The organism is Corynebacterium bovis DSM 20582 = CIP 54.80 (genome assembly GCF_030408615.1).
Classification (GTDB): domain Bacteria; phylum Actinomycetota; class Actinomycetes; order Mycobacteriales; family Mycobacteriaceae; genus Corynebacterium; species Corynebacterium bovis.
The window spans coordinates 1958343-1983952 of the sequence record NZ_CP047187.1; the positions used below are offsets into that span (position 1 = coordinate 1958343).

A 25610-nucleotide genomic window follows, 5' to 3' on the forward strand; every position below is an offset into this window, starting at 1 on the left:
CCGGACACAGCGGACTGCCAGCCTCCCGGCCCGGGCGGTCACCCGCCGAGGACGCCGTCGACGATGCCCTGCGCCTGCTCCAGCACCTGCCGCAGATGCCCCTCACTGCGGAAGGACTCCGCGTAGATCTTGTACTTGTCCTCGGTCCCGGAGGGGCGGGCGGCGAACCACGCGTTCTCCGTCGTGACCTTGACACCGCCGATCGCCGCACCCGTGCCGGGGGCGTCCGTGAGCACCCCGGTGACGGTCTCCCCCGCCAGCTCGTCCGACCCGGCCGTCAGGCCCGTGTCCGCCGCGGACAGGGCGCGCAACCGGTCCCGGCGCTCCCGGTCGGCGGGCGCGTCCACCCGGTCGAGGTACGCCCGGCCGTGCCGCTCCTCCAGCCGCGCGTACGCCGCCGACGGGCTCTCCCCCGTCACCGCGAGGATCTCCGAGGCGAGGAGGTCCGCGATGATGCCGTCCTTGTCCGTCGTCCACACCGACCCGTCCCGGCGCAGGAAACTCGCCCCCGCGGACTCCTCACCGCCGAAACCGACCGACCCGTCGACGAGCCCCGGCACGAACCACTTGAACCCCACGGGCACCTCCGTGAGCCGGCGCCCCGCCGCCTCCGCGACCCGGTCGATCATCGACGAACTCACCACGGTCTTCCCCACGGCCGCGTCCGCCGGCCAGTCCGGGCGGTGACGGAACAGGTAGTCCACGCACACCGACAGGTAGTGGTTCGGGTTCATGAGCCCGCCGTCGGGGGTGACGACGCCGTGCCGGTCCGAGTCCGCGTCATTGCCCGTCGCGATGTCGAACGAACCCCGGTTCTCCACGAGCGAGGCCATCGACCAGCGCGAGGAGCAGTCCATGCGGATCTCCCCGTCGGCGTCGAGCGTCATGAACCCGAACGCCGGGTCGACCTGCGGGTTGACGACCGTGAGGTCGAGCCCGTGGACCTCCGCGATGCGCCCCCAGTAGTCCACGCTCGCCCCGCCCATCGGGTCCGCGCCGATCCTCACCCCGGCCGACCGCACCGCGTCCAGGTCCACCACCTGCGGCAACGCGTCCACGTAGGTGCCCAGGTAGTCGTGCGGGCGGATCCCGGCCCCCGAGCCGTCACCGTCCGCACCGGCGCCCGACGCCCGCCCCAGCGCCACGGCCTCCGGCACGGGTGCGCGTCGAACCCCCTCCAACCCCCGCTCCAGGTAGGCGTTCGCCCGGTCCGCGATCCGGGACGTCGCGTCCGACCCCGCCGGACCGCCCGTCGGCGGGTTGTACTTGAACCCCCCGTCGCGCGGCGGGTTGTGGGACGGCGTGACGACGATCCCGTCCGCCCGCCCCGCATCCGTGCCCGTCGGGCCGCCGGGGAGCCGCCGGTTGTACTCGAGGATCGCGAAGGACACCGCCGGGGTCGGGGTCCAGGACCCCCGGGAGTCGACGTACACCTCCACGCCGTTACCGGCCAGGACCTCCAGGGCCGTCATGTGCGCCGGCTCCGACAGCGCGTGCGTGTCCCGGCCGATGAACAACGGCCCGGTGATCCCCTGCTCCCGCCGGTGGTCCACGATCGCCTGCGTCGTCGCGAGGATGTGGTCCTCCGTGAACGCGCCCGTCAGCGACGACCCGCGGTGACCCGACGTACCGAAGACGACCCGCTGGTCCGGGTCCGACGGGTCCGGGTGCCGGTCGGTGTAGGCGCGCAGGAGGGCGTCGATGTCGGTGAGATCGTCCGCGGTCGCGGGGGTTCCGGCCCTGGGGTGCATGGAGGTCTGGCCTTTCGTCGGGGCGGTCGGTACACCTCCAGGGTGCCCCAGAGTCGGCTGCCGCGCGAGGGAGGGGTGCGGGGGCTGTGGACAGTCGGGATGGGGTGGGGTGGTCAGCGGGTGCGGCGGCGGAAGTAGACCTGCTTGCGGAGGCGTGCGACGGTGGAGCCGTCGTCGTCGACAATGGACGACTCGAACCAGCGGAGGTACTTCTCACCCCCGGCGGTTTCGCGGCGCACCTCCTCGACGACCTCGTCCGGGAATTCCATCACAGCCGTGACACGGCCGCGGCCGGGCTTGACGAAGGCGATCTGCGTCTCCGTGTCCCAGATGCGATAGTCCGATCCGAGCCGCTGCATCCCCATGAGCACGTAGAACGGGTCGGTCATCGACAACATCGTGCCGCCGAACACCGTACCGAGCGCGTTCGCCGTGACACGGTTGAGCCGGTGCGTGACGACGACCCGCGAGCCGTCATCGGCGAACTCCCGGAGCCGGACCCCGGCGCCGAGGTACGGGGGCCAGATTCTCATGAGCACGCGTAACTGACGCGGAGTGAAAGCCATGTCACAACTGTAACGGGTGTGACGGGGGCAACGGGTGGCGTGGGGGCGGCGGGGTGGCGTGGGGCGATGGGAGCGGGCGGGCGTGACCGGCGGGGCACCCCTCCCCGCCTCCCCCTACCCCGGAACGTCGAAACCCCCCTGACCTCGTGCCGGTCAGGGGGGCTGTCAGTGGAGCCGCCGGGAATTGAACCCGGGTCCTTCGCAACCTCGCCAGGGCTTCTCCGTGCGCAGTCCGCTCCATCCCTGCTCGGCTCTCCGGGTCACGCGGACCAGCCCGGACGATGAGCCCAGCCGCCTGCAGATGTCCCGCGCGGCCCAGACGGCGCAGCCGCGCGGCGAGTCCCCTGAACGATGCCGGTGACCGGGTCGGGGACGTACCCGGGCCGACAGACACGCGTCGCTGCTTAGGCAGCGAGGGCGTAGTCGCGCTGAGTGTTCTCGGCGCTTATCAGGTTGCTGCGACGCTTACGGTGGTCTCCAGCCTGCACCGGCACGCTTCCCCTGGCTCAATCAACGAAGTCGAAACCATGTCGGCCCCGTCACCTGCCGCGGAAAGCACTCGGCAGGATGAGTCAGTCTATTCCCTCCGGACGACGACACGCAACCGGCCCGGTGGGTGGCGGTAGACGGGCTTTTCGGGGGGTGGGCGCAGATCCCTGGCCGGCGGGCGCCTCCCCCTTCCCCGGCACCATCCCCGCCCGTCAGCTCCCTCCCGTCAGCACCCCCGCCCGTCAGCTCCCTCCCGTCAGCACCCCCGCCCGTCAACTCCCCGCCACCATCTCCGCCCGTCAGCTTCCCGCCACCATCCCCGACCGTCAGCTCCCCCACCACCATGCCCACCACCATCCCCGCCCGTCAGGCCGGAATCCCCAGGTAATGATGTATATGATCGACATCACAATCCCTTCCTCACCCCCGAATTAACCCCTTCCACCTGCAACAACAGCAGCATGAGCGAGCACGTGCCGGGCGATGGGCGTCGAACATATTTGCACATCCGGCGCGAGTGCAGTAGCATTGCAGCAGACCGACGGGAACGGGGACCCGGGGCCGGTAGAGGGCGGCGCCGCGGGGCACGAGGCGGGAACGGGGAAGGAGGGGCACGATGTCACAGCAGATCCGGCGGACACGCACGGAGCGGACGGAACAGACGGTCGCGCCGGTGGACACGCCGACGACCACCACGCAACGGTTCGCCGAGGGCGTGGAGCTGGTCGCGACGGGACTACGGATGCTCGCCGACCTCGGTGATCTGTCCGTCGCCGACGCCCCGGCGCTGCTGTCGCACATCATCCGCCTGGAACACGTGGTCACGGCGAAAGCGGTCGTGGACCTGCGGACGACCGATCTCGTGGTGCGCGCCCGGGCCGCGGACCGGCAGGGCTCGTCGAAGCCGGTGGACTTCCTCGTGGAGTCGCTGGGGCTGTCCGTCCGGGAGGCGAACGAACGGCTGCGCGCCCGTGACCTGCTCATGAAGCCGGTCGACCCGCAACCGGTGGCCCTCCCCGAGGACGCGCCCGACGAGGACCTCCAGGCCGCGCGGGAGGCCGCACTCGAGCAGGCCCGGCAGGAGAACGCGCTCAGGGAGAGGAACACGGCCACGACCGTCCTCGCCAACAGGAGGGTTCTCGACGGAACCAGCCGGGCGGTCCCCGTGGGGATCGCCACCCTCGCCGGGGCGGCGGCGGAGACGTGTCGGCTCGTCCGCGGTGCGCGGCTCAGCACGCAGGACGTCGTATCCCGGGTGCTGAACAGCGCAACCGCCCCGGTGCCGCCCGGATCGGCGGCCCCGGGCGCGACCGGCAACCGCCGTACCGCGCGGGGACTTGTCGACGGAGCCAACCGGGAGGCACCGCGCGATCTCATCGAGGCGACCCGGAAGCGCACCTGCAGCGTGAGCCGCACCGGGTCGGACGGCATGCAGCGGCTGACGCTCAGCCTGCCTGAACACCTCATGGCCGTCGTCACCGCGTTCCTGGCCACCGCCGGCGCACCCGGGTCCGGTATGGCGCCGGGGCCGGCGGCAGGCGGTGCGGGCGCGGGTGACGCGGGCGCGGGTGACGCGGGCGGTGCGGGCGCGGGTGACGCGGGGGCCGGCACCACGGCCCCGGCAGACGGGACCGGCACCCGTGGCCCCGGGAACCACGGCCGCGACCACAACCGCGACCTGCGGAACCGTGGTCAGCGGTGGGCGGACGCGATCGTGCGGGCGTGCCGCGCGGGGGCGGCGGACACCACGGAGTCTCGACCCGTCGCCTCCCTGCTCGTGTCCACGACCCGCCGGGAACTCACCGAGGCCGTCACCGCGCCGACCCGGCCGCTGCTGCTGACCTCCACCGGTCACACGTTGAGCTGGGCGGAACTCGTGTCCGTCGGGCTGACCACGCAGTGGCTCGAGGCGATTCACGACGGGAACGGCCGGGTCGTCGAACTCCGGACCAACGGGCGGCTGGCGACCGCGTGGCAACGCGCCGCACTGTTCGCCTACCAGGGCTGTTGCGCCCACCCGGGATGCGAGGAACCGGCCTCCCGGACCCAGGCGCACCACGTGAGGGCCTGGATCGCCGGCGGGCGGACGGACGTGGAGAACCTGCTCCTGCTCTGCCCCCGGCACCACGTCGACAACGACGACTCACGCTCGCGGGCGACCCGCGGATACGCCGACATCGGCCCCGGAGGGGAACCCGTCTGGATTCCCCCGGCCGGCCACGACCCGGGGAGACGACCACGGCCGAACACCTCGCCGACAGCCCTGGCTGCGGCCGGTGCCCGCATCCGCGCGGGCGAAGCGACCGAACCGGTGGGAGGTGGCGCACGATGACGCCCGCGACCGGTCAGTCCTGCTCGCCCTCGATCACGTCCGGTCGGTGCTGCTCGCCGGCGCCCGCGTCCCACTCCCGCTTCCGCGCCTGGGACTGCCTGTGCCTGCGCAACGAGAGCACACCGATGACGACGCCCACCACCACCGGGACCCACACCCGCTCGTACTCCACGAGCAGCTGCACCCAGCCCGGCGCCGTCCACTCCGGCCACGGGATGTCCGGCCAGGGAATGTGCGGCCACGGGATCGAGGGCCACGTGATGTGCGGCCACGGGATCGAAGGCCACCTGATCTGCGGCAACGTGACGTCGGGCACCAGCGGCGCCAGCCACCGGTGCACGGCCTCGGACACCACGCGGAGGACAGGCAGCACCACCAGAAGGAACAACGCCCACCCGCCCTTGCCCAGCCCGGCCGCCAACGGGTACGCCACCCGCTTCCACGGCGACGCCTCCATCTCCCGGTACCGCGACCACGCCCTCGACCCCTCCGGGGGTTCGACGAGGACCACGCCGTCGTCGTCCCGCAACCGCACCTCCCGGACCCAGCGACCGAGGAAGCCCACCTCGATGTCGAGGAACGGCCGGCCGCGGCCCTGTTTGGCGAACCCCTTCGTGTCGACCTCGGGGTCCAGGGGGACCTTCTGGTTGATGACGTGCTTGATGCGGGCAGTCACCTCACCGTCACGGAGGACGAGGATGTGGGTGTCCGATGCCTCCGGGAAGTCCGGATCGACGTCCCTGAGTTCGGCACTGGTGCCGACGTGCAGGTCGATACGTCCGAGGGTCGCGTGGTCGAGGCTCCAGGACTCCAACACGTCAGCCCGTGATGCCCTTGACGCGACGGCCCAGCTCGCGGGTGACCTCACGCTCCTCCGTGCGGCGCTTGATGTCCTGGCGCTTGTCGTACGCCTGCTTACCCCGCGCAAGTCCGAGCTCCACCTTGAGCCGGCCGTCGACGAAGTACAGCTCCAGCGGGATGAGCGTGTTGTTGCCGTCGCGGACCTTGCCCATGAGGGAGTCGATCTCCCGGCGGTGGAGCAGCAGCTTGCGCGTCCGGCGCGGCGCATGGTTCGTCCACGTCCCGTGGGAGTACTCCGGGATGTGCAGGTTCCTCAGCCACACCTCGCCGTCGTCGATCGTCGCGTAGGCGTCGACGAGCGACGCCTTCCCCTCGCGCAACGACTTCACCTCGGTGCCGACGAGCGCGACGCCGCACTCGAGGGTGTCGAGGATCGTGTAATCATGACGAGCCTTCCGGTTCGTCGCGACGACGGGCCGGGTGTTCTTCTTCCGTGCCTTGGACATGGGGACACGGTACTACCGTCCCTACCGCTTGACGTACCAGCGGAGGGTGATCTGCGCCGTGACCGCCGCGACGACCGCGCCGACGACGACGATGACCGGGCTGACGAGCCAGATGTCGGCACTGGTGATCCGCGCGATGAGGTTCGAGTCGTACAACGCCCGCAACGCCCGGTCGAGCACGAACACCTTGCCGAGGAACATGCCCGCCACCGCGATGACCGACCCGATGACCGAGGCGACGATCGCCTCGAGCACGAACGGGGCCTGCGTGTACCAGCGGGAGGCGCCGACCATCCGCATGATGCTGATCTCGTGCCGCCGCGTGAACGCCGCGATCTGGACCATGTTCATAATGAGGAAGATCGCCGCCACCGCCTGGATCGCGGCGACGATGAAGCTCGCGTTGCGGATCGCGTCGAGGTTGCGCGTCGCCCCACGCAGATCGTCACCCTGGTCCACGACCGTCGCGACACCCGGCATGTCCCGCACCGCGTCGACCGGGCCCGTCGTCAACGGGTCGGCGAGGCGCACGTGCAGCGCCGCCGGGAGCGCGTCCGGCGACGTCTGGGCGACCAGCTGCGGGTCCGACTGGCCGAAGAGCTGGCGGAAACGGTCGAAGGACTGCTCACGGTTACGGAACGTCACCCGCTCCACGCCGCCGTCGGACTCGAGCTTCTCCTTGACGGCCCGGCACTCGTCCGAGCTGCAGTCGTGGTCGTTCGCCGACACGTCACCGTCGAACTGGATCATGACCTCGATGCGGTCGAGGTAGATGTCCTTCGTCTCATTCGTCATCGTCGTGATGAGGACACCCGTCGCGAGCAGCGCGAGCGAGATCGCGGTCGTGATGATCATCGCGACGGTCATCGTGGCGTTACGGCTGAGGCCGGCGACGGCCTCCCGGACGACAAATCTCGTTTTCATGCTCTCCCCTTACCGGCCGACGCCGTACACACCGTGGGAGTCGTCACGGACCACGCGCCCGTTCGACAACTCGATGACCCGCTTGCGCATCGAATCCACGGCGACGTCGTCGTGCGTCGACATGACGACCGTCGTTCCCGTGGCGTTGATCCGGTTGAGCAGCAGCATGATCTCCGAGGACGTGTCTGGGTCGAGGTTGCCCGTCGGCTCGTCGGCCAGGAGGACCAGCGGCCGGTTCACACTCGCCCGGGCGATCGCCACCCGCTGCTGCTCGCCACCCGACAACTCGTGCGGCATCCGCGTCTCCTTGCCCTCCAGGCCCACGAGACGCAGCACCTCCGGCACCGTCTCGACGATGTCCGACCGGGACGACCCGATGACCTCGAGGGCGAAGGCGACGTTGTCGAAGACGTTCTTCTTCGGCAGCAGCCGGAAGTCCTGGAACACGTACCCGATGCGACGACGCAGGTGCGGGACCTTCCGACGCGGCATCGTGTTCACGTGGTAGCCGGCGACGTGGAGGTCGCCGGAGTCGACGTCCTCCTCGCGGAGCATGAGCTGCAGGAACGTCGACTTCCCCGAGCCCGACGGGCCGATGAGGAAGACGAACTCGCCCTTGCCGATCTCCACACTGATGTCCGACAGCGCCGGGCGCGTCGACGTCCGGTAGCTCTTGGTGACGTGCTCGAATGTGATCACGGCAGCTACTCTAGCGAAACAGTTGTGACAGGTGAAACCTTATGTGGCATTTGTTTCGACAGGGAATGTCCCGCCGACTGTGCTAGCGTGCACGATTACTGTCACTGGCGCCACACCACGGAGGACCCCCATGACGAAGGACTCCCGCGAATCACGTCCCGCCCGGCCCTCAGGGTTCCTCGGCGTCGTCGAACGGGTGGGCAACGTCCTGCCCGACCCGTTCTGGCTGTTCGTCATCCTCGGCGGGGTGGTGCTCGTCCTGTCGTGGATCGGGTCCGTCGCCGGACTCTCCGCGGACGACCCGCAGTCCGGCAAGACCATCCACATCGAGAACCTGCTCTCGTCGGACGGGCTGTCCCGGATCGTCACCGAGACCGTGACGAACTACACGTCGTTCCCGCCGCTCGGGCTCATCATCACGGTGATGCTCGGCGTCGCCGTCGCCGAACACTCCGGGCTCATCAGCGCGGTCGTCCGGGCGATGGTCGCCAGGGTCGGGCCCCGCACGCTCACCTTCGCCGTCGCCCTCGCCGGGGTCACCGGCTCCGTCGCGTCCGACGCGGTGTACGTCATCCTCATCCCGCTGGGCGCGATGTCCTTCCGGGCACTCGGCCGCTCCCCGATCGTCGGCGCGATGGTCGCCTTCGCGGCCTCCTCCGCCGGGTTCAACGCGAGCCTCGTGCTCAACGTCACCGACGTCCTCCTCGGCGGGATCTCCACCTCGGCGGCGCAGCTCGTCGACCCCGGCTACGCCGTCTCCCCGCTGGCGAACTACTTCTTCGTCGTCGTCTCGTCGTTCATCCTCGCGGGCATCATCACCGCCGTCACCGAGCTCTTCGTCGACCGGAAGGCCCACGAGCTCGTCGACCACGACCTGATCAGCTACGAGGAGGTGTCCATCGCCAACGCCCCGGGCAACACCGCGGGCAGCGGGGACAGCGCGGAGCGGGACAAGACCCGGGAGGACCTCCACGCCGACCTCGCGCTCGACCGGACCGAGGTGCGGGGACTCGCGGCCACCGGCGTCGCGGCGCTGATCCTCGCCGCCGTGTACGCCGCGCTGCTCACGATCCCCGGCTCACCGCTGCGGGGGCCCGGCGGGTCGATCATGGACAGCCCGCTCATCTCGGACGTCGCGGTGCCGATCGCCATCGGGTTCTTCCTCCTCGGCCTCGTCTACGGGGCGGTGACGGGGACGGTGCGGTCGGCGTCGGACCTGCCGGAGATGATGGCCCGGGGCATCCGCACGCTCCTGCCGATGCTCGTGCTGTTCTTCGCGATCTCGCAGTTCCTCGCATGGTTCCAGTGGTCGAACATCGGCTCGTGGCTCGCCGTCCGCGGCTCCGAGCTGCTGCAGAGCTGGCACCTCCCGACGGTCCTGCTCTTCGCCGGGTTCGTGCTGCTCGTGACCGTGCTCAACCTGCTCATCACGTCCGGCTCCGCGCAGTGGGCGCTCATGGCGCCCGTCATCGTGCCGATGATGATGTACCTCGGCGTCTCCCCCGAGGCCACGCAGATGCTCTACCGCATCGGGGACTCGCCGACGAACATCATCACGCCGATGAGCCCGTACTTCGCCCTCGCGCTGACGTTCCTCCAGCGCTACTACCGGCCCGCCGGGGTCGGGACGCTCATGTCGCTGGCCATCCCGTTCTCGGTGAGCATGCTCGTCGGCTGGTTCATCGCGTTCGTCGTCTGGTGGGCGCTCGGCATCCCGCTCGGCCCCGGCTCCCCGATGAGCTACCCCGGCTAGCGAGCGCCAAAAAAAACAAGCACTGCGCGTACCGGAAAGGCCGGTAGGGTGAAATGAAGGACCATCACGGTCATCACCACCACCCCACGAAACCGGAGCGCACGTGACCACCTTCGACCTGGACGCACACACACCACCACCGGACACCACCGACGTCGAGGCGTCGGTCCAGAAGGCCATCCACCGGGCCGAGAAATGGCTCGCCGTCGAGGAGACCTCGTCGTCGACGAAGCAACTCGCCGCCATGGTCCACGACCCCGACGGCGTCGAGTTCACCTTCGCCTTCGTCGACCGCGTCGCCCGCCCCGAGGACAACCGGGTCGCCGCCCGCGAGTTCGCGAAGATCGCCCACCCGCTCACCGGCTCCCGCACCCCGGCGTTCCTCGGGCTGCTCGACACGGTCCTCGTCACCGTCGGCGCCGTCGCCGCCCCCCTCCTCCCGAACATCGTCATGCCCGTCGCCCGGCGCTACCTCCGCGCCGTCGTCGGGCACCTCGTCCTCGACGCCGAGTCCGCCGCCCTCGACCGGATGCTCGACGACGCCCGGAACCGGGGCTTCCGCCTCAACCTCAACATGCTCGGCGAAGCCGTCCTCGGCGAGGCCGAGGCGCAGAAACGGCTCGACGACATCACCGACCTCCTCCGCAACCCGCGCGTCGACTACGTGTCGGTGAAGGCCTCCGCCGTCGTGTCCCAGCTCAACCACTGGGACCTCGACGGGTCGACGGAGCGCCTCAAGGACCGGCTGCGCCCCCTCTACCGGCAGGCCCTCCGCCGCGACCCCCACCCGTTCATCAACATGGACATGGAGGAGTACAAGGACCTCGAACTCACCCTCCGCCTGTTCACCGAACTGCTCGACGAGGAGGAGTTCCGCGGCCTCGAGGCCGGCATCGTCCTCCAGGCGTACCTCCCCGACACCTTCGACGCCCTCACCCACCTCGCCGCCTTCGCCCGCGACCGGGTCGCCCGCGGCGGGGCGCCGATCAAGGTGCGCATCGTCAAGGGCGCGAACCTCTCGATGGAGCGCGTCGACTCCGAACTCCACGACTGGCCCCAGGCCCCCTACCTCACGAAGGCCGAGGTCGACGCGAACTACGTGCGCCTCCTCGACTGGGTCCTCCGCCCCGAGCACGCCGACCACATCCGCATCGGCGTCGCGTCGCACAACCTCTACCACGTCGCCCTCGCCCACGAACTCAGCGTCGCGCGGAACGTCGAGCACCAGATCGACGTCGAGATGCTCCAGGGCATGGCCCCCGCCCAGGCCGAGGCCGTCCGCGAGGTCACCGGCGACCTCATCCTCTACACCCCCGTCGTGCGCAGGGAGAGCTTCGACGTCGCCGTCAGCTACCTCGTCCGCCGGCTCGAGGAGAACGGCGCGAAACAGAACTTCCTCTACGCCCTGTTCACCCCCGAGGACGACGACGACACCGGCCAGACCCCGATGCAGGCCCAGGAGCAGCGCTTCCTCAACTCCGTCCGCGACCGGTGGACGACCTTCGCCGGGCCCCGGCGCGACCAGGACCGGACCGCCGAGGCCCGGGACCACCGCGGCGTCCGCTCCGACGGCATCCCCGGCAACTTCGTCAACGAACCGGACACCGACCCCTCCCTCCCCGCGAACCGGGCCTGGGCCCGTGGCATCGTCGACCCGGCCAGCGACCCCGGCCCCGCGCAGACCCCCGTCGTCACCGACCCCGACCGGATCGACGCCCACGTCGCCCGCTGCGTCGCCGCCGGCGAGGAGTGGGCCCGCCGCAGCGGCGCCGAGCGCGCCGCCCTCCTCGACCGGGCCGCCGACGCCCTCGCCGACAACCGCGGGCGTCTCATCGCCGCCGCCGTCGCCGAGGCCGGCAAGACCGTCGGCGAGACCGACGCCGAGGTCTCCGAGGCCATCGACTTCGCCCGCTACTACGCCGAGTCCGCGCGCGCCCTCGACCACGTCACCGGCAGCGAGTTCCACCCGTACCGGTGCGTCGTCGTCACCCCGCCGTGGAACTTCCCGCTCGCGATCCCGATGGGCGGCTGCTTCGCCGCCCTCGCCGCCGGCGGCTGCGTCATCCTCAAGCCCGCGCCGCAGGTCCTCCGCATCGCCGAGGAGTTCACCGACGTGCTCCGCGGGGCGGGGGTCACCGAAGACATGCTCCAGCTCGTCAACGCCGACGAGGGCGACGCGGGCCGCCGCCTCATCTCCCACCCGGACGTCGGGAGCGTCATCCTCACTGGCGCCTCCGAGACGGCGAAGCTCTTCCGCGGCTGGCGGCCCCGCATGGTCGTCAACGCCGAGACGTCGGGCAAGAACGCGATCATCGTCACGCCCGCCGCCGACCCGGACCTCGCCGTCGCGGACATCTACCGCTCGGCCTTCAGCCACGCCGGGCAGAAGTGCTCCGCCGCGTCGCTCATCATCACCGTCGGGTCCATGGGCGAGTCCGAGCGGTTCATGAACCAGCTCGTCGACGCGGTGCGCAGCATCCACGTCGGCCGCGGCAACGACCTGTCGACGTGGATGAACGGGCTCATCGAACCGCCCGGGGAGAAGCTCCTGCGCGGCCTCACCCGCCTCGACAAGGGCGAACGGTGGCTCGTCACCCCGCGGAAGCTCTCCGCGGACGGCACCCTGTGGAGCCCCGGCCTGCGCGACGGGGTGAAGCCGGGGTCGTGGTTCCACACCCACGAGTGCTTCGGCCCGGTCGCCGGGATCATGCACGCCCGTGACCTCGACGAGGCGATCGAGTGGCAGAACTCCACCGGGTTCGGCCTCACCGGCGGCATCCACACGATCGACCGCGACGAGGCCGCGTACTGGCGGGAACGCGTCGAGGTCGGGAACGCCTACGTCGAACGCGGCATCACCGGCGCGATCGTGCAGCGGCAGTCCTTCGGCGGGTGGAAGAACAGCTCCATCGGCGGCGGGGCGAAGGCCGGCGGCCCGAACTACGTCGCCCAGCAGGGCGTGTGGCGGGAGGGGGACGTCAACTCCCTCGTCCCCGGGACGCTGCCGACGACCATCACCCAGCTGCTCCGTGAGTTCCGCGGGCTCGGCAGCCCCGTGCTGTCGACGGCGGACACCCAGTGGCTGCGCCGCGCCGCCGAGTCGGACGCCCACGCCTGGTCGACGGAGTTCGGCGTCGAGCACGACAACACCGCCCTCGTCACCGAGTCGAACGTCTTCCGCTACCGGCCGCTGCTCACCCCCCTGCGCATCCGCGTCCACGCCGACGCCGCGCCCCGGGACGTCCTGCGGCTCCACCTCGCCGCCGCGATCACCGGGACGGAGATCGACGTCTCCTCGACGGTCGAGACCGCCGCGTCGATGGGCGAGCTGGGGATGCGGTTCCGCACGTGCACCGACGAGGAGTTCGCCGCCGCGGTCGCCGTCTCCCCGTCGACACGGGTCCGGGCCGTGGGCACCGCCCCGGACGGGCTGTACGAGGCCGCCGTCGAGTCAGGCAGCGTCATCCTCGACCAGGACGTCCTGCCGGACGGCCGCCGCGAGCTCCTGCCGTTCCTGCTGGAACAGGCCGTGTCGACGACGGAGCACCGCTTCGGCTACATCCACGGGCTCACTCCGTAGCCTGGCTCTGGGCCATGCGCCACCGGATGCCGGCCTCGAGCAGGCCGTCGATGTCCCCGTCGAGAACCTTCGACGGGTCGTTGACCTCGTAGTTCGTCCGCAGGTCCTTGACCATCTGGTAGGGGTGCAGGACGTAGGAGCGCATCTGGTTGCCCCACGAGTTCGAGCCGTCGCCGCGGAGGGCGTCGAGCTCGGCCTCCTCCTCCCGGCGCTTGCGCTCGAGGAGCTTCGCCTGGAGCACCCGCATGGCGGAGGCCTTGTTCTGGATCTGGGACTTCTCGTTCTGGCAGGTCACGACGATGCCCGTGGGGACGTGCGTGAGCCGCACCGCCGAGTCGGTCGTGTTGACCGACTGCCCGCCGGGGCCCGACGACCGGTAGACGTCGACGCGCACCTCGTTCTCGTCGATGTCGATGTGGTCCGTCTGCTCGACGACGGGCAGGACCTCGACCTCGGCGAAGGACGTCTGCCGCCGGCCCTGGTTGTCGAACGGGCTGATCCGCACGAGGCGGTGCGTGCCCTGCTCGACGGACAGCTCGCCGTACATGTACTCCCCGTGGACGACGAACGTGCCGGACTTGATGCCGGCCTCCTCCGCGTAGGAGATGTCGTAGACCTCGACCTTGTGGCCGTGCTTCTCCGCCCAGCGGGTGTACATCCGCATGAGCATCTCCGCCCAATCGGCGGCGTCGACCCCGCCGGCGGCGGAGCGGATCGTGACGACGGCCTCGCGGGAGTCGTACTCCCCGGAGAGCATCGTCGTCACCTCGAGGGACTCGATCTCCGCGCGGAGTTCCGCCCGCTCGGCGTCGGCGAGCTCGGTCGCCTCCTGCGCCTCCTCGGCGTCGGCCTCCTCCGCCATGTCGTACATGACCGGCAGGTCGTCGAGGCGTTGCCGCAGGCCCGTGACCTTCCGGAGGGTCGCCTGGGTGTGGCTCAGCCGGCTCGTCACGGTCTGGGCGTGGTCGGGGTCGTCCCACAGGGTGGGGTCGGCCGCCTGATCCTCCAGCTCACGGACGCGGCTGGACAGCTCATCGAGGTCGAGGACCTTCTCGATGGTCGTGAGCGTGGAGTCGAGGTCGGCCAGGTCTGAGCTAACGTCCGGGTGCATGGTGGACGAGTTTACCCGGAGGTCCGGACTGCATCCCGGGCAGACCCGGTGCACAATGGTGGCATGAGCGAACCCCACGAGCCGATCCCGCAGGAGATGATCGACGCGATCACGAAGACCTTCGTCATCTCCCACGCGGACGACCCGGACGACCGGCTGGCCCGCGCCCTGGTCTACAACGCGGGCCGCCTCGCCTGGCGCATGCGGGAGGCCGGCCTCACCACCGAGTACAAGACCAGCGTCTCGGACGTGGTGACCGCCGCGGACCGGGCGGCCGAGGGGTTCGTCGCCGGGGCGTTGCGCGCGCTGCGCCCGGACGACGGCCTCCTCGGGGAGGAGGGGGCGGCCTCCCCGTCCGCCTCGGGCCGGGTGTGGGTCATCGACCCCGTCGACGGGACGTACAACTTCACGACGGGGTCGGACTACTGGTGCTCGGCCCTCGCCCTCGTCGACGGGGACCCGGACGAGGTCGCCGACGACCGCGGCGGCCGGCTCCTCCTCGGGGCCGTCCACCGCCCGGCGATGGGCTACACGTGGTTCGGCGGGCCCGACCACCCCACGACCCGCGACGACCGGCGGTTGACCGTGCCCGACGTCGCCGCCGGGGAGACGTGCCTCGGCGGGTACCTCCGCCCCGCCGACATGACCGTGCCCGCGGTCCGCGACCCCTGGGTCGCCTGCGTGGAGCAGTTCGCGACGTGGCGGATGCTCGGCGCGGCGTCCGTCGACCTCGGTGACGTCGCCGACGGGCACACCGGCTGCTGGCTCCAGGCCTCCGTGAAGTCGTGGGACTGGCTGCCCGGCAAGGCCCTCGTCGAGGGGGCCGGGGGTGTGTGCCGCCGCGTCACCGCCGCCGGCCGGCAGTGGTCCGTCGCCGGCGCCCCGACCGCCGTCGACGCCGTCGTCGACACCCTCACCCGGCACTCCTGACCCCCACCCCCTCCCCTCACCCTCCGCACCACCCTCCGCATCACCGAAGGAGACAACCGTGACCAACACCATCCCGGTGTCCGACGACCTCACCCTCGCGCTGTCGCTCGCGTCGACGGCGGACACCATCACGATGAACCGCTTCGAGGCGGCCGACCTGAAGGTGGAGACGAAGCCGGACCTCTCCCCCGTCTCCGACGCGGACACCGCGACCGAGCGGGAACTGCGCCGGCTCCTCGAGGCCCACCGCCCGGACGACGCGATCCTCGGCGAGGAGTTCGGCGGCGACGTCGAGAAGGTCGGCCGCCAGTGGGTCATCGACCCCATCGACGGCACGAAGAACTTCGTCCGGGGCGTGCCCGTGTGGGCGACGCTCATCGGCCTGCTCGTCGACGGGGTCGCCACCGTGGGCGTCGTCTCCGCCCCGGCCCTCGGCCGCCGCTGGTGGGCCGCCGCCGGGATGGGCGCGTGGCGGGACACGTCCGTCGGCTCGCTCGACTCCGGCCCGTCGCGGCTCGAGGTCTCCGGCGTGAAGGACGTCGCGGACGCCTCGCTGAGCATCTCCAGCCTCCTCGGCTGGGAGAAGATCGGCCGCCGGGAGCAGCTCGTCGCCCTCGGCGACCGGACGTGGCGGCTGCGCGGCTTCGGGGACTTCTGGTCCTACTGCATGGTCGCCGAGGGGGCCGTGGACATCGCCGCCGAGCCGGAGGTCTCCCTGTGGGACCTCGCGGCGCTCGACGTGCTCGTCCGCGAGGCCGGCGGCCGGTTCACCTCGGTCGACGGGGAGGACGGCCCCGGGCACGGCTCGGCCGTCGCGACGAACGGGCTCCTCCACGACGCCGTGCTCGGCGCCCTCGGTCAGAGCGCCAGGTAGACCGTCTCGAGGTACTCGTCGATCCCCTCGAAGCCGCCCTCGCGGCCGATCCCGGACTGCTTGACCCCGCCGAAGGGGGCCGCCGCGTCGGAGATCACCCCGCGGTTCACGCCGACCATCCCGGCCTGCACGGACTCGGCGACGTCGAGGGTCTCGGGGAAGCGCTCACCGAAGACGTACGCGGCGAGGCCGAAGGGGGTGTCGTTGGCGACGCGGACGGCCTCCTCGTCGCTCGCGACCGTCTGGACGGGCAGGACGGGGCCGAAGATCTCCGTGTTCGCGATCGTCGAGTCCGGCTCCACCCCGGTGAGGACCGTCGCCGGGTAGTAGAACCCGGCGGGGTCGACGGCCCCCTCCGCGGTGGTCACCCGCTCCCCGCCGAGGACGGCCGTGGCCCCCTCGTCGAGGGCGGTGTCGACGAGGTCGGCGATGCCGTCACGCTGCTCGGCCGACACCATGGGCCCGAGCGTGGTCGCCGGGTCCGTGCCGGGGCCCATGACGTAGCCCGCCATCCGCTCCGTCACCGCGCGGGTGAACGCCGGGGCGAGGGCCTCGTGGACGATGAACCGGTTCGAGGCGATGCACACCTCGCCGCCGTTGCGCATCTTCGACGCCACCGCCGCCTCCGCGGCGGCCGTGACGTCCGCGTGGGACAGGACGATGAACGGCGCGTTGCCGCCGAGTTCGAGGGACGTGCGGACCGTCGTCTCCGCGGCGGTCTTCGCGAGCGCCTGGCCGACGGCGGTCGACCCGGTGAACGTGAGCTTGCGCAGCCACGGGTCGCCGAGCAGCGACGACACGCGCCGGGCCTCGTGGGTGGGCAGGACCTGGAGGACCCCGTCCGGCACGCCGGCCTCCCGGGCGAGGTCCGCGAGGTAGAGCATCGTCAGGGGCGTGAGCTGGGCGGGCTTGAGGATGATCGGGCAGCCCGCGGCGAGGGCCGGGGCGATCTTCCGGGTCGCCATCGCCAGCGGGAAGTTCCACGGGGTGATGGCGAGGACCGGGCCGACGGGGCGGTGGTGGGTGATGATGCGGCCGGAGCCGGAGGGGGCGTGGCGGTAGTCGCCGCGGACCGACGCCGCGCGCTCGGAGAACCAGCGGAAGAACTCCGCGCCGTACGCGACCTCGGACCGGGAGTCCGGCAGGGCCCGGCCCATCTCGAGGGACTGGAGGACGGTGAGGTCGTCGCCGTGGGCGGTGACGGACTCGAAGAGGCGGCGGAGGATCTCCGCGCGGTCGCGGGCGGGGGTCGCGGCCCAGTCGTCGGCGACGTCGCAGGCGACGTCGAGGGCCTCGCGGGCGTCGGCCTCCGTCGCGGAGGCGACGTCGACGAGGGGGCGGGCGGTGGCGGGGTCGGTGACGGTGAACGTCTCGCCGTCCGAGCCCGCCCGGAACGAGCCCCCGAGGAACAGGCCCGTGGGGACGGTGACCGTGCGGTCGGCGGCGGTGAGGGTGGTGGTGAAGGTCGTCATGGGTCCACTCTGCCACCGGCCGGCCGCCCGCCGCCGGCGCCGGACGCCGCGGGGTCCGTCGACCCCCTCCCCGGCCCCCGCCCGTCCCTGCCCCGGCCCCCGGCCGCCGTGCAGCCCACCCACCCCGGTGGTCACCGGCCGTCCCCCCTGCCCCGGGGCACGGTTTTCCGTTACCGTGGTGTGCACAACCGCGGCCGTCCCACGGCCGGAACGGACCGGACAGACCGGACAGACCAACGAGAGACGCCGTCGGAAGGTGAGTGAGGGCCAGTGAGCGAGAATCCAGGACAGGCCGGGCAGGACGCAGGAGCGGTCACCGCGGCGGACGCCCTCGCGTTCGAGGTGCCGAACCCCTCCCCCGTGACCCGCACCCCCGAGTGGCACGCCCTCCTGGAGTACGCCACGAAGTTCAAGGGCACGGACCTGCGCACCCTCTTCGCCGAGCAGCCGGGCCGGGCGGGCGACCTCACGTTCGACGTCGGCCCGCTCCACGTCGACCTGTCGAAGAACCTCATCGACGAGCACGCCGTCCAGCTCCTCATCGACGTCGCGCGCGCGAAGGGGCTGGAGGACTACCGGCAGGCGATGTTCTCCGGCCGCCGGATCAACGTCACCGAGGACCGCTCGGTGCTGCACACCGCGTTGCGGCTGCCCGTCGAGCGGGACTTCCGGCTGCCGGGGGACGACGGCACGCCGGGCGCGGGCCAGGACGTCGCCGAGGACGTGCACGCCGTGCTCGGCCGGATGCGGGACGTCGCGACGGCCGTGCGGTCCGGGTCGTGGCTCGGGGCGACGGGCGAGACGATCACCGACGTCGTGAACATCGGCATCGGCGGCTCCGACCTCGGGCCGAAGATGGTCTGCCAGGCGCTGCGGGCGTACCGGACCGCCGGCATCACCCCGCACTTCATCTCGAACGTCGACCCGGCGGACCTCGTCGGCACCCTCGACGGGCTCGACCCGCGGACGACCCTGTTCATCATCGCGTCGAAGACGTTCACGACGTCCGAGACGCTCGCGAACGCCCACGCGGCCCGCCGCTGGCTCCTCGACGGCCTCGGCCTCACCGACGCGGGGGACGACGCCGTCCGGGACGCGACGGCGAAGCACTTCGTCGCCGTGTCCACCGCGACGGAGAAGGTCGCGGAGTTCGGCATCGACACCCGGAACATGTTCGGGTTCTGGGACTGGGTCGGGGGCCGCTACTCCGTGGACTCGGCGATCGGCCTGTCGATCATGATCGCGGTCGGCCCGCAGAACTTCATGGACTTCGTCGACGGGTTCCACGACGTGGACAACCACTTCTACTCCGAGCCGATGGAGTTCAACGTCCCGACCCTTATGGGCCTGTTCGGCGTGTGGTACACGGACATCCTCGGCGCGCAGACCCACGCCGTCCTCCCGTACTCCGACGACCTCGCCCGGTTCCCCGCGTACCTCCAGCAGCTGACGATGGAGTCCAACGGCAAGTCGGTCATGGTCGACGGCACGCCGGTGCAGACGACGACGGGCGAGATCTACTGGGGTGAGCCGGGCACGAACGGCCAGCACGCGTTCTACCAGCTCATGCACCAGGGCACGCACCTCATCCCCGCCGACTTCATCGGGTTCGTCAACCCGGTCGAGGACGTCGCCGCCCCCGACGGGGAGACGGGGATGCACGACATGCTCATGTCGAACTTCTTCGCCCAGACCCGCGTCCTCGCCTTCGGCCGCACCGCCGACGAGCTGCGCGAGGCCGGGGTGCCGGAGTCGCTCGTGCCGCACAAGGTCATGCCGGGCAACCGGCCGAGCACGACGATCCTCGCCGACCGGCTGACCCCCCGCACGGTCGGGGCGCTCATCGCCCTCTACGAGCACGTCGTCTTCGTCCAGGGCGTCGTGTGGGGCATCAACAGCTTCGACCAGTGGGGTGTGGAGCTGGGCAAGCAGCAGGCCAGTGACCTGCTGCCCGCGGTGACCGGACGCACGCACGCGGACTCCGGGGACGGGTCGACGGACGCGCTGGTGAGCTTCTACCGGTCGCGCCGGGAGAAGTCCGGCAGGTAACCGTGCGGCGGTACCGGGGGCGCGCGCACGACGGCGCCCGCGATCTCGGCGCGGTGACCGTCACGGTCGTCGACGGGCGGGTGACGTCCGTCGACCCCGACCCCGACCCGCCGGCGGAGGGGGACCTCATCCTCCCGGGGTTCACCGACCTGCACTGCCACGGCGCGGCCGGGGGCGCGTTCCCCACCGGGGACGAGGCCGCGGTGCGCCGGGCCGCCCGCCACCACCGGGACCGGGGGACGACGACCCTGCTCGCCTCGACCGTCTCCGCCGCGGAGGGGCCGCTGCTGTCGCAGGTCGCGCTCCTCGCCGACGCGACCGCGGAGGGGCTCGTCGCCGGGGTGCACCTCGAGGGGCCGTTCCTCGCCGCCGCCCGGTGCGGGGCCCAGGACCCGGCGTGGGTCAGGGAGGGGGACCCGACGCTGCTCCGGCGGCTCCTCCGGGCCGGGCGCGGGACGGTCCGGCAGCTCACCCTCGCCCCGGAGACCGCCCACCTCGACGACCTGCTGGACCTCTGCGCGGAGCACCACGTCATCGCCGGGTTCGGCCACACCGACGCCGACGCCGCGCGGACGGCCGCCGCCGTCGCCGCCGCCCACGCCCGGGGCGTGACCGTCACCGCGACGCACCTGTTCAACGCCATGCCCCCGCTCCACCACCGGGACCCCGGCCCGGTCGCCGCCCTGCTCACGGCCGGGGTGGCGGGCCTGGAGCTCATCGGCGACGGGGTGCACCTCGCCGACGCGACCGTCGACCTCGTCCTCGCCGCCTCCGACCGGGCGTACCTCGTCAGCGACGCGATGGAGGCCGCGGGCCGCCCGGACGGCCGGTACGTCCTCGGGTCGCTCGACGTCACCGTCACCGGGGGTGTCGCCCGGGTGCCGGGCGGGGCCCTCGCCGGGGGGACGACGACGCTCGCCGACCAGGCCCGCCGGCACCTCCACCGGGGGCGCCCGCCGGGTGAGGTGGCGGCGGTGACGTCCACGCGGGCGCCGGAGGTGCTCGCCCGGGCGACCGGCCGCCCGGCCCGGGGCGGCCTCGGCGTGGGGGACGCGGCGGCCTTCGTCGTCCTCCGACCCGACCTCACCGTGCGGTGCACCGTCGACGGCGACCACGAACACACCCCCGTCGACCCCGGTCGCGGGGAGGAGGGGTGACGGCATGGAGATCATCGTGGAACGGACCCCGGCGGACGTCGCGGTGACCGCGGCGGACATCGTCGCCGCGCACGTCACCGGGGCGGAGCGGCCGGTGCTGGGCCTCGCGACGGGGTCGACGCCGCTGCCGACCTACCGGGAGCTCATCCGCCGCCACCGGGAGGAGGGGCTGCGCTTCGCCCGGTGCCGGGCGTACCTCCTCGACGAGTACGTCGGCCTGCCGGCCGCGCACCCGCAGTCCTACCACGCGACGATCCGCCGGGAGTTCACCGCGCACGTCGACATCCCCGACGCCGCCGTCCACTCCCCCGACGGCACCGCCGCCGACCTCGACGCCGAGTGCGCCCGCTACGACCGGGAGGTCACCGCGCAGGGCGTGGACGTGCAGCTCCTCGGCGTCGGCACCGACGGGCACATCGGCTTCAACGAACCCGGCAGCGCGCTGGACTCCCCCACCCGGCCGACGACCCTCCACCCGCAGACCGTCCGCGACAACGCCCGGTTCTTCGGCAGCGAGGACGCCGTCCCCCGCCACGTGCTCACCCAGGGGCTGGGGACGATCCTCCGCGCCGGGCACCTGCTGCTCCTCGCGACGGGGGCGGCGAAGGCGGGGCCGGTCGCCGCGCTCGTCGGGGGGCCGGTGACGACGACGTGCCCGGCGTCGGTGCTCCAGCTCCACCCGCGGGCGACGGTCGTCCTCGACGCGGAGGCGGCCGCCGGGCTGGGGTGAGCGCCGGAGCGGGCGCCGGGCTACCAGTCGGCGGTGGCGTCCCGGAGGCGGGCGTAGGCCCGGACCGTCGCGGTGTCGTGGGGCGCGGAGACCGGCTCGCTGCCGGGGACCTCCCAGGCGGGCAGGTCGCCGCGCAGGGCCCACGCCGCCTGGCGGGCCGCACCGAGGGCGACGTACTCCGCGGGGGCGGGGACCGTGACGTCCGTGCCGAACACGGCGGGGGCGAGCGCCTGCACGGCCGCCGACCGGGCACCGCCGCCGATGAGGAGGATCCGCCGGGCCGGGACGCCGGTGGCGTCGACGACCGCGCGGACGGCGTCGCCGAGGGAGCACAACAGCCCCTCGACCGTCGCGCGCGCGAGGTCCTCCCGCGACGTCGCGGTCGTCAGGCCGTGGAGCAGCCCGGTGGCGTCGGGCCGGTTCGGGGTGCGTTCCCCGTCGAGGTACGGCTGGAGGACGAGCCCGCCCGCGCCCGGCGGGGCGGCGAGGGCGAGCCGGTCGAACTCCTCCCACCCGACGCCGAGGAGGCGCCGGCCGAGGTCGAGGACGCGGGCGGCGTTGAGCGTGGCGACGAGGGGCAGGTGCCGCCCGGTGGCGTCGGCGAAGCCGGCGACGACGCCCGTCGGGTCGTGCACGCTCGTCGGGGCCACGGCGGAGGCGACCCCGGAGGTGCCGACGGAGACGCACACGTCACCGACGTCGAGCCCGAGGCCGAGCGCCGCGCCCTGGTTGTCGCCGGTGCCCGGCGCGATGACCGCCCCGCCGGGGGTGACCCCGACGCGTTCGTCCGGCCCGGCCAGGCGGGGCAGGGCGACGTCGTGACCGAGGGCCAGCCGGACGACGTCGGGCAGCCAGCACCGGTCCCGGGTGCTGTAGTAGCCGGTGCCGGAGGCTTCACCGTGGTCGGTCGTCACGGGCGCGGACCCCCGGCCGGCGAGGTGCCAGGTGAGGAAGTCGTGGGGCAGGAGGACGCTCGCCGTGCGGGCGGCGTTGTCCGGCTCGTGATCCCGCATCCACCGCAGCTTGGTGACGGTGAAGGAGGCCACGTACCGGCTGCCGGTGAGCTCCGCGCAGGCCCGGACGCCGCCGAGTTCGTCGACGAGGGTGTCGGCCGCCCGGGCCGACCGGGTGTCGTTCCACAGCAGTGCCGGCCGGACGACGTCGCCCGCGGCGTCGAGGGCGACCATGCCGTGCTGCTGCCCGGCGACGGCGACGGCCTCCGCCCGGTCGAGGAGCCCGGCGGTCGCGGTGTCGAGGGCGGTGGCCCAGGCCTCGGGGTCGACCTCGGTGCCGTCGGGGTGGGGGGCGCGTCCCTCGTCGACGACCCGGCCGGTGTCGGCGTCGACGAGGAGGGCCTTGCAGGACTGGGTCGAACTGTCGACGCCGAGGACGAGGGTCACGACGCCTCCCCCTCCGCCGGGCGGGCGGTCCCGTCGGCCCCGACGACGTGGACCGTCGCGCCGGACGCGGCGAGGAGTTCCCGCTGGTCCGGGGTGGTGTCCGCGTCGGTGACGATGTGGTGGAACTCCGCGAGGTCGGCGACGTGGAACACCCCGGGGGCGTCGACCTTCGTCGCGTCGACGACGAGGACCCGCACGCGGCCGACGTCGATGACCGCGCGTTTCGTCTCGGCGGCCTCGCCGTCGGGGTGGAACAGGGCGGCGCCGCCGGGCGTGGGGCGCACGGAGGTCGTCGAGACGAAGGAGACGTCGGCGGAGAGGTGGCGGAGCTGACGGACGGTGTCCGCGCCGAGGAAGGAGTCCGTCTCCGGGAAGTAGCGGCCGCCGCAGCCGATGAGCCTGATGGTGGCCGCCCCGGTGCGGTCGCGGTGCGCGGCCATCGCCGCGAGGGAGTGGGTGATGAGGGTCGACGGGTCGCGGTCCTGGAGCGGGCCGATGATCGGTTCGAGGGTCGTCGAGTCGTCGACGGCGACGACGGCCCCCGCGTCGACGAGGGTCGCGGCGTAGGCGCAGAGGGCGGCCTTCGTCTCCCGGCGGAGGCGGCGGCGTTGGCCGACGCCGAGTTCGCTCATGGAGGGGCTGACCGCCGCCGCGCCGCCGCGGATGCGTTCGAGGAGGTGGTCGGCGGCGAGGACGTCGAGGTCGCGGTGGACCGTCATGTGGCTGACGTCGAGGAGGCGGGCGAGGTCCTCGACGCGGGCGGTGCCGTGCCGGGTGACGTAGGCGACGATCTGCTCGCGGCGCTTCTCCGGCCGCCGCTCGGGGCGCGGGTCGGTGTGCCCGCCGGTGCGTGACATGGGCTCACGGTAGCACAACGGGGTGTGAATCCCCGGCCGTTCATCACACCTGTCTGTCAGAAACGGTGACTTTCTCACATTCCGGCGTTATATTGACACGGTCACTGTCCCGTACCGGCTCTCCCCGACCACCGACCTCCCGCCCCGACCCCCACGGGTCCCGGCCCCACCACGAAGGACCCGCCCCATGACCGACCGGCCCTCCGACGCACCGGCGTCCGCAGCGACGTCCGCACCGTCGTCCCCCGGCATCCTCCGCCGCCTGGGGATCCCCCGCCCGCTCATCTGGGGTTTCGTCGGGCTCACCCTGTTCATGATCGGCGACGGCGTCGAGACCAACATCCTCGAACCCTTCCTCAGCGGCGAGCACGGCATGGACGTCGCCGTCGTCGGACGCCTCGTCACCGTCTACGGCGTCGCGGTCGCCGTCGCCGCGTTCATCGCCGCCGCCCTGTCCGACCTGTGGGGGCCGCGCCGCGTGATGGTCCTCGGCGCGACCGTGTGGATCGTCCTCGAGCTGCTGTTCCTGGGCCTGGCCCTCACGACGGACACCGGCTGGCTCATCGTCCTCACCTACGGCCTCCGCGGTTTCGGGTACCCGCTGTTCGCCTACGGGTTCCTCGTCTGGATCAGCGCCGTCGCCCCGCCGGAGGACCGGGCGACCGGCGTGGGATGGTTCTACGTCGCCTTCTCCGCCGGGCTGCCGACCCTCGGCGCGCTCGTCGCGACCGTCTCCCTGTCCGTGCTGGACCTCACGTTCTACGGGACGCTGTGGATCTCCCTCGGGCTCGTCGTCCTCGGGTCGCTCACCGCCCTCGTCGGCGTGCGCGAACGCCGGGGCCGCCGGCCGCTCGTCGACAACCCCGGTGACGTCCTCGCCACCGTCACCCGCGGGCTGCGCCTGCTGCGCGACGACCGCCGGGCCCGGTACGTCACGTACATCCGCACCATCAACTCGGTGCCGACGTACGCGATGGCGGTGTACTTCCCCGCGCACGTCACCGGGACCCTGCACTGGCCGCTCGGCCGCTTCCTCATCCTCACGACGGTCATCTACGCCGTGAACCTCCCGTTCAACCCCTTCTACGGCCGGCTCGGCGACCGCCTGGGCTGGGCGCGGACGATGTTCTGGGCCGGCGCCGTCGCCTGCGCCGTGACCCTCGCGCTGCTCTACGCCGCCCCGTTGGCCGGCCGGTCGCTCGGCCTCCCGGACGGTCTGGTCTTCGGCGTGACCCTGGTGTGCGGCGCGCTCTTCGGCGTCTCGCTGGCGGGCTACGTCCCGCTGTCCGCCATCGCGGTGTCCCTCGACCCGGGCCACCCGGGGGCGGCGATGTCGACGTACAACCTCGGCGTCGGTGCGGCCGTCGCCGTGGGGCCGTTGCTCGTCGCCGTCCTCCACCCGCTCATCGGGGCGACGGGTCTCACCGTCGTCATGGTGGGCCTGTACCTCGTCGCCGCGGTGCTGTGCCTGGCACTCCGCGGGACGCAGCCGGGGTTCGACGGCGTCCCCGCCGCCGACGCCCCGGCCTCCGCCGCACCGGACGGCGCGACCGGGCCGGGGACGCGCAGCGCGGCGTCGTCCCCCACCCCCTGACACCCCGACCCTGACCCCTCACCCACCCGCCCCCG

19 protein-coding genes and 1 other RNA gene are annotated in these 25610 nt (G+C 72.3%); 9 read left to right on the plus strand and 11 right to left on the minus strand.

The window, feature by feature from the left end; all coding sequences use genetic code 11:
• Positions 1 to 38: 38 nt before the first annotated feature.
• The 3 genes from pgm to ssrA form a co-directional block, all read right to left on the minus strand.
• The gene (gene pgm, locus CBOVI_RS07950) at positions 39 to 1751 is read right to left on the minus strand and encodes a phosphoglucomutase (alpha-D-glucose-1,6-bisphosphate-dependent) (protein WP_010266706.1); all 1713 of its coding nucleotides are present in this window, start codon (positions 1749 to 1751) and stop codon (positions 39 to 41) included.
• 113 nt (positions 1752 to 1864) lie between these two features.
• On the minus strand, positions 1865 to 2284 hold the full coding sequence (locus CBOVI_RS07955; protein ID WP_232625931.1) for a DUF4442 domain-containing protein: 420 nt from the start codon (positions 2282 to 2284) through the stop codon (positions 1865 to 1867).
• Between the two features lie 199 nt (positions 2285 to 2483).
• Positions 2484 to 2855, minus strand: a transfer-messenger RNA (tmRNA) gene (gene ssrA, locus CBOVI_RS07960).
• Positions 2856 to 3422: 567 nt separating this feature from the next.
• On the opposite strand from ssrA, the gene CBOVI_RS07965 reads away from it, so the two are divergent.
• Positions 3423 to 5138, plus strand: a complete 1716-nt coding sequence (locus CBOVI_RS07965) for an HNH endonuclease signature motif containing protein (RefSeq protein WP_010266700.1) — start codon at positions 3423 to 3425, stop codon at positions 5136 to 5138.
• Positions 5139 to 5151: 13 nt separating this feature from the next.
• Here the strand turns inward: CBOVI_RS07965 and CBOVI_RS07970 are convergent, their stop codons facing one another.
• The 4 genes from CBOVI_RS07970 to ftsE are packed head-to-tail and all read right to left on the minus strand — an operon-like array spanning position 5152 to position 8068.
• Positions 5152 to 5955, minus strand: a complete 804-nt coding sequence (locus tag CBOVI_RS07970; RefSeq protein ID WP_043360865.1) for a hypothetical protein — start codon at positions 5953 to 5955, stop codon at positions 5152 to 5154.
• Position 5956: 1 nt separating this feature from the next.
• A complete protein-coding gene (gene smpB / locus CBOVI_RS07975; protein ID WP_010266691.1) occupies positions 5957 to 6445 on the minus strand; it encodes an SsrA-binding protein SmpB in 489 nt (162 codons plus the stop codon).
• A 21-nt stretch (positions 6446 to 6466) separates the two neighbouring features.
• Positions 6467 to 7369, minus strand: coding sequence for a permease-like cell division protein FtsX (gene ftsX / locus CBOVI_RS07980; protein WP_029157761.1), 903 nt, complete (start codon positions 7367 to 7369; stop codon positions 6467 to 6469).
• 9 nt (positions 7370 to 7378) lie between these two features.
• Positions 7379 to 8068, minus strand: coding sequence for a cell division ATP-binding protein FtsE (gene ftsE / locus CBOVI_RS07985; protein ID WP_010266685.1), 690 nt, complete (start codon positions 8066 to 8068; stop codon positions 7379 to 7381).
• A 130-nt stretch (positions 8069 to 8198) separates the two neighbouring features.
• Between ftsE and CBOVI_RS07990 the strand changes: the two genes are divergently transcribed.
• Positions 8199 to 9821: an AbgT family transporter gene (locus CBOVI_RS07990; protein WP_010266682.1), complete on the plus strand. Its 1623-nt coding sequence runs from the start codon at positions 8199 to 8201 to the stop codon at positions 9819 to 9821.
• A gap of 103 nt (positions 9822 to 9924) precedes the next feature.
• Complete coding sequence (locus CBOVI_RS07995; protein WP_010266680.1) at positions 9925 to 13401, plus strand: proline dehydrogenase family protein; 3477 nt, start codon at positions 9925 to 9927, stop codon at positions 13399 to 13401.
• Here the strand turns inward: CBOVI_RS07995 and prfB are convergent.
• Positions 13391 to 14512 (minus strand): peptide chain release factor 2, encoded by a 1122-nt coding sequence (gene prfB / locus CBOVI_RS08000; protein WP_010266678.1) that lies wholly within the window; start codon positions 14510 to 14512, stop codon positions 13391 to 13393. The two genes, CBOVI_RS07995 and prfB, sit on opposite strands and share 11 nt — an antisense overlap.
• A 63-nt stretch (positions 14513 to 14575) precedes the next feature.
• Between prfB and CBOVI_RS08005 the strand changes: the two genes are divergently transcribed.
• Complete coding sequence (locus tag CBOVI_RS08005) at positions 14576 to 15442, plus strand: inositol monophosphatase family protein (RefSeq protein WP_010266676.1); 867 nt, start codon at positions 14576 to 14578, stop codon at positions 15440 to 15442.
• A gap of 58 nt (positions 15443 to 15500) precedes the next feature.
• On the plus strand, positions 15501 to 16316 hold the full coding sequence (gene hisN / locus CBOVI_RS08010) for a histidinol-phosphatase (RefSeq protein ID WP_010266673.1): 816 nt from the start codon (positions 15501 to 15503) through the stop codon (positions 16314 to 16316).
• On the opposite strand, the gene CBOVI_RS08015 is transcribed toward hisN, so the two are convergent.
• Entirely contained in the window at positions 16301 to 17788 is a 1488-nt protein-coding gene (locus tag CBOVI_RS08015) for an NAD-dependent succinate-semialdehyde dehydrogenase (protein ID WP_010266668.1), read from the minus strand. The genes hisN and CBOVI_RS08015 overlap by 16 nt on opposite strands.
• A 342-nt stretch (positions 17789 to 18130) precedes the next feature.
• Between CBOVI_RS08015 and pgi the strand changes: the two genes are divergently transcribed.
• From pgi to CBOVI_RS08030, 3 genes are read left to right on the plus strand one after another with little or no spacing between them, the layout of a single operon-like run.
• Complete coding sequence (gene pgi / locus CBOVI_RS08020) at positions 18131 to 19837, plus strand: glucose-6-phosphate isomerase (protein WP_029157926.1); 1707 nt, start codon at positions 18131 to 18133, stop codon at positions 19835 to 19837.
• A 2-nt stretch (positions 19838 to 19839) separates the two neighbouring features.
• Positions 19840 to 20994 (plus strand): N-acetylglucosamine-6-phosphate deacetylase, encoded by a 1155-nt coding sequence (locus CBOVI_RS08025; protein WP_010270734.1) that lies wholly within the window; start codon positions 19840 to 19842, stop codon positions 20992 to 20994.
• A gap of 4 nt (positions 20995 to 20998) precedes the next feature.
• Positions 20999 to 21724, plus strand: coding sequence for a glucosamine-6-phosphate deaminase (locus CBOVI_RS08030; RefSeq protein ID WP_010270737.1), 726 nt, complete (start codon positions 20999 to 21001; stop codon positions 21722 to 21724).
• A 20-nt stretch (positions 21725 to 21744) separates the two neighbouring features.
• Here the strand turns inward: CBOVI_RS08030 and xylB are convergent, their stop codons facing one another.
• Positions 21745 to 23124, minus strand: coding sequence for a xylulokinase (xylB, locus tag CBOVI_RS08035; RefSeq protein ID WP_010270741.1), 1380 nt, complete (start codon positions 23122 to 23124; stop codon positions 21745 to 21747).
• Positions 23121 to 23981 (minus strand): DeoR/GlpR family DNA-binding transcription regulator, encoded by an 861-nt coding sequence (locus tag CBOVI_RS08040; protein WP_010270744.1) that lies wholly within the window; start codon positions 23979 to 23981, stop codon positions 23121 to 23123. The genes xylB and CBOVI_RS08040 overlap by 4 nt, the downstream gene beginning before the upstream one ends.
• A 187-nt stretch (positions 23982 to 24168) precedes the next feature.
• Here CBOVI_RS08040 and CBOVI_RS08045 point away from each other — a divergent pair, with 187 nt between their 5' ends.
• Positions 24169 to 25575: an RbtT/DalT/CsbX family MFS transporter gene (locus tag CBOVI_RS08045; protein WP_010270748.1), complete on the plus strand. Its 1407-nt coding sequence runs from the start codon at positions 24169 to 24171 to the stop codon at positions 25573 to 25575.
• The last annotated feature ends 35 nt before the right edge of the window (positions 25576 to 25610 follow it).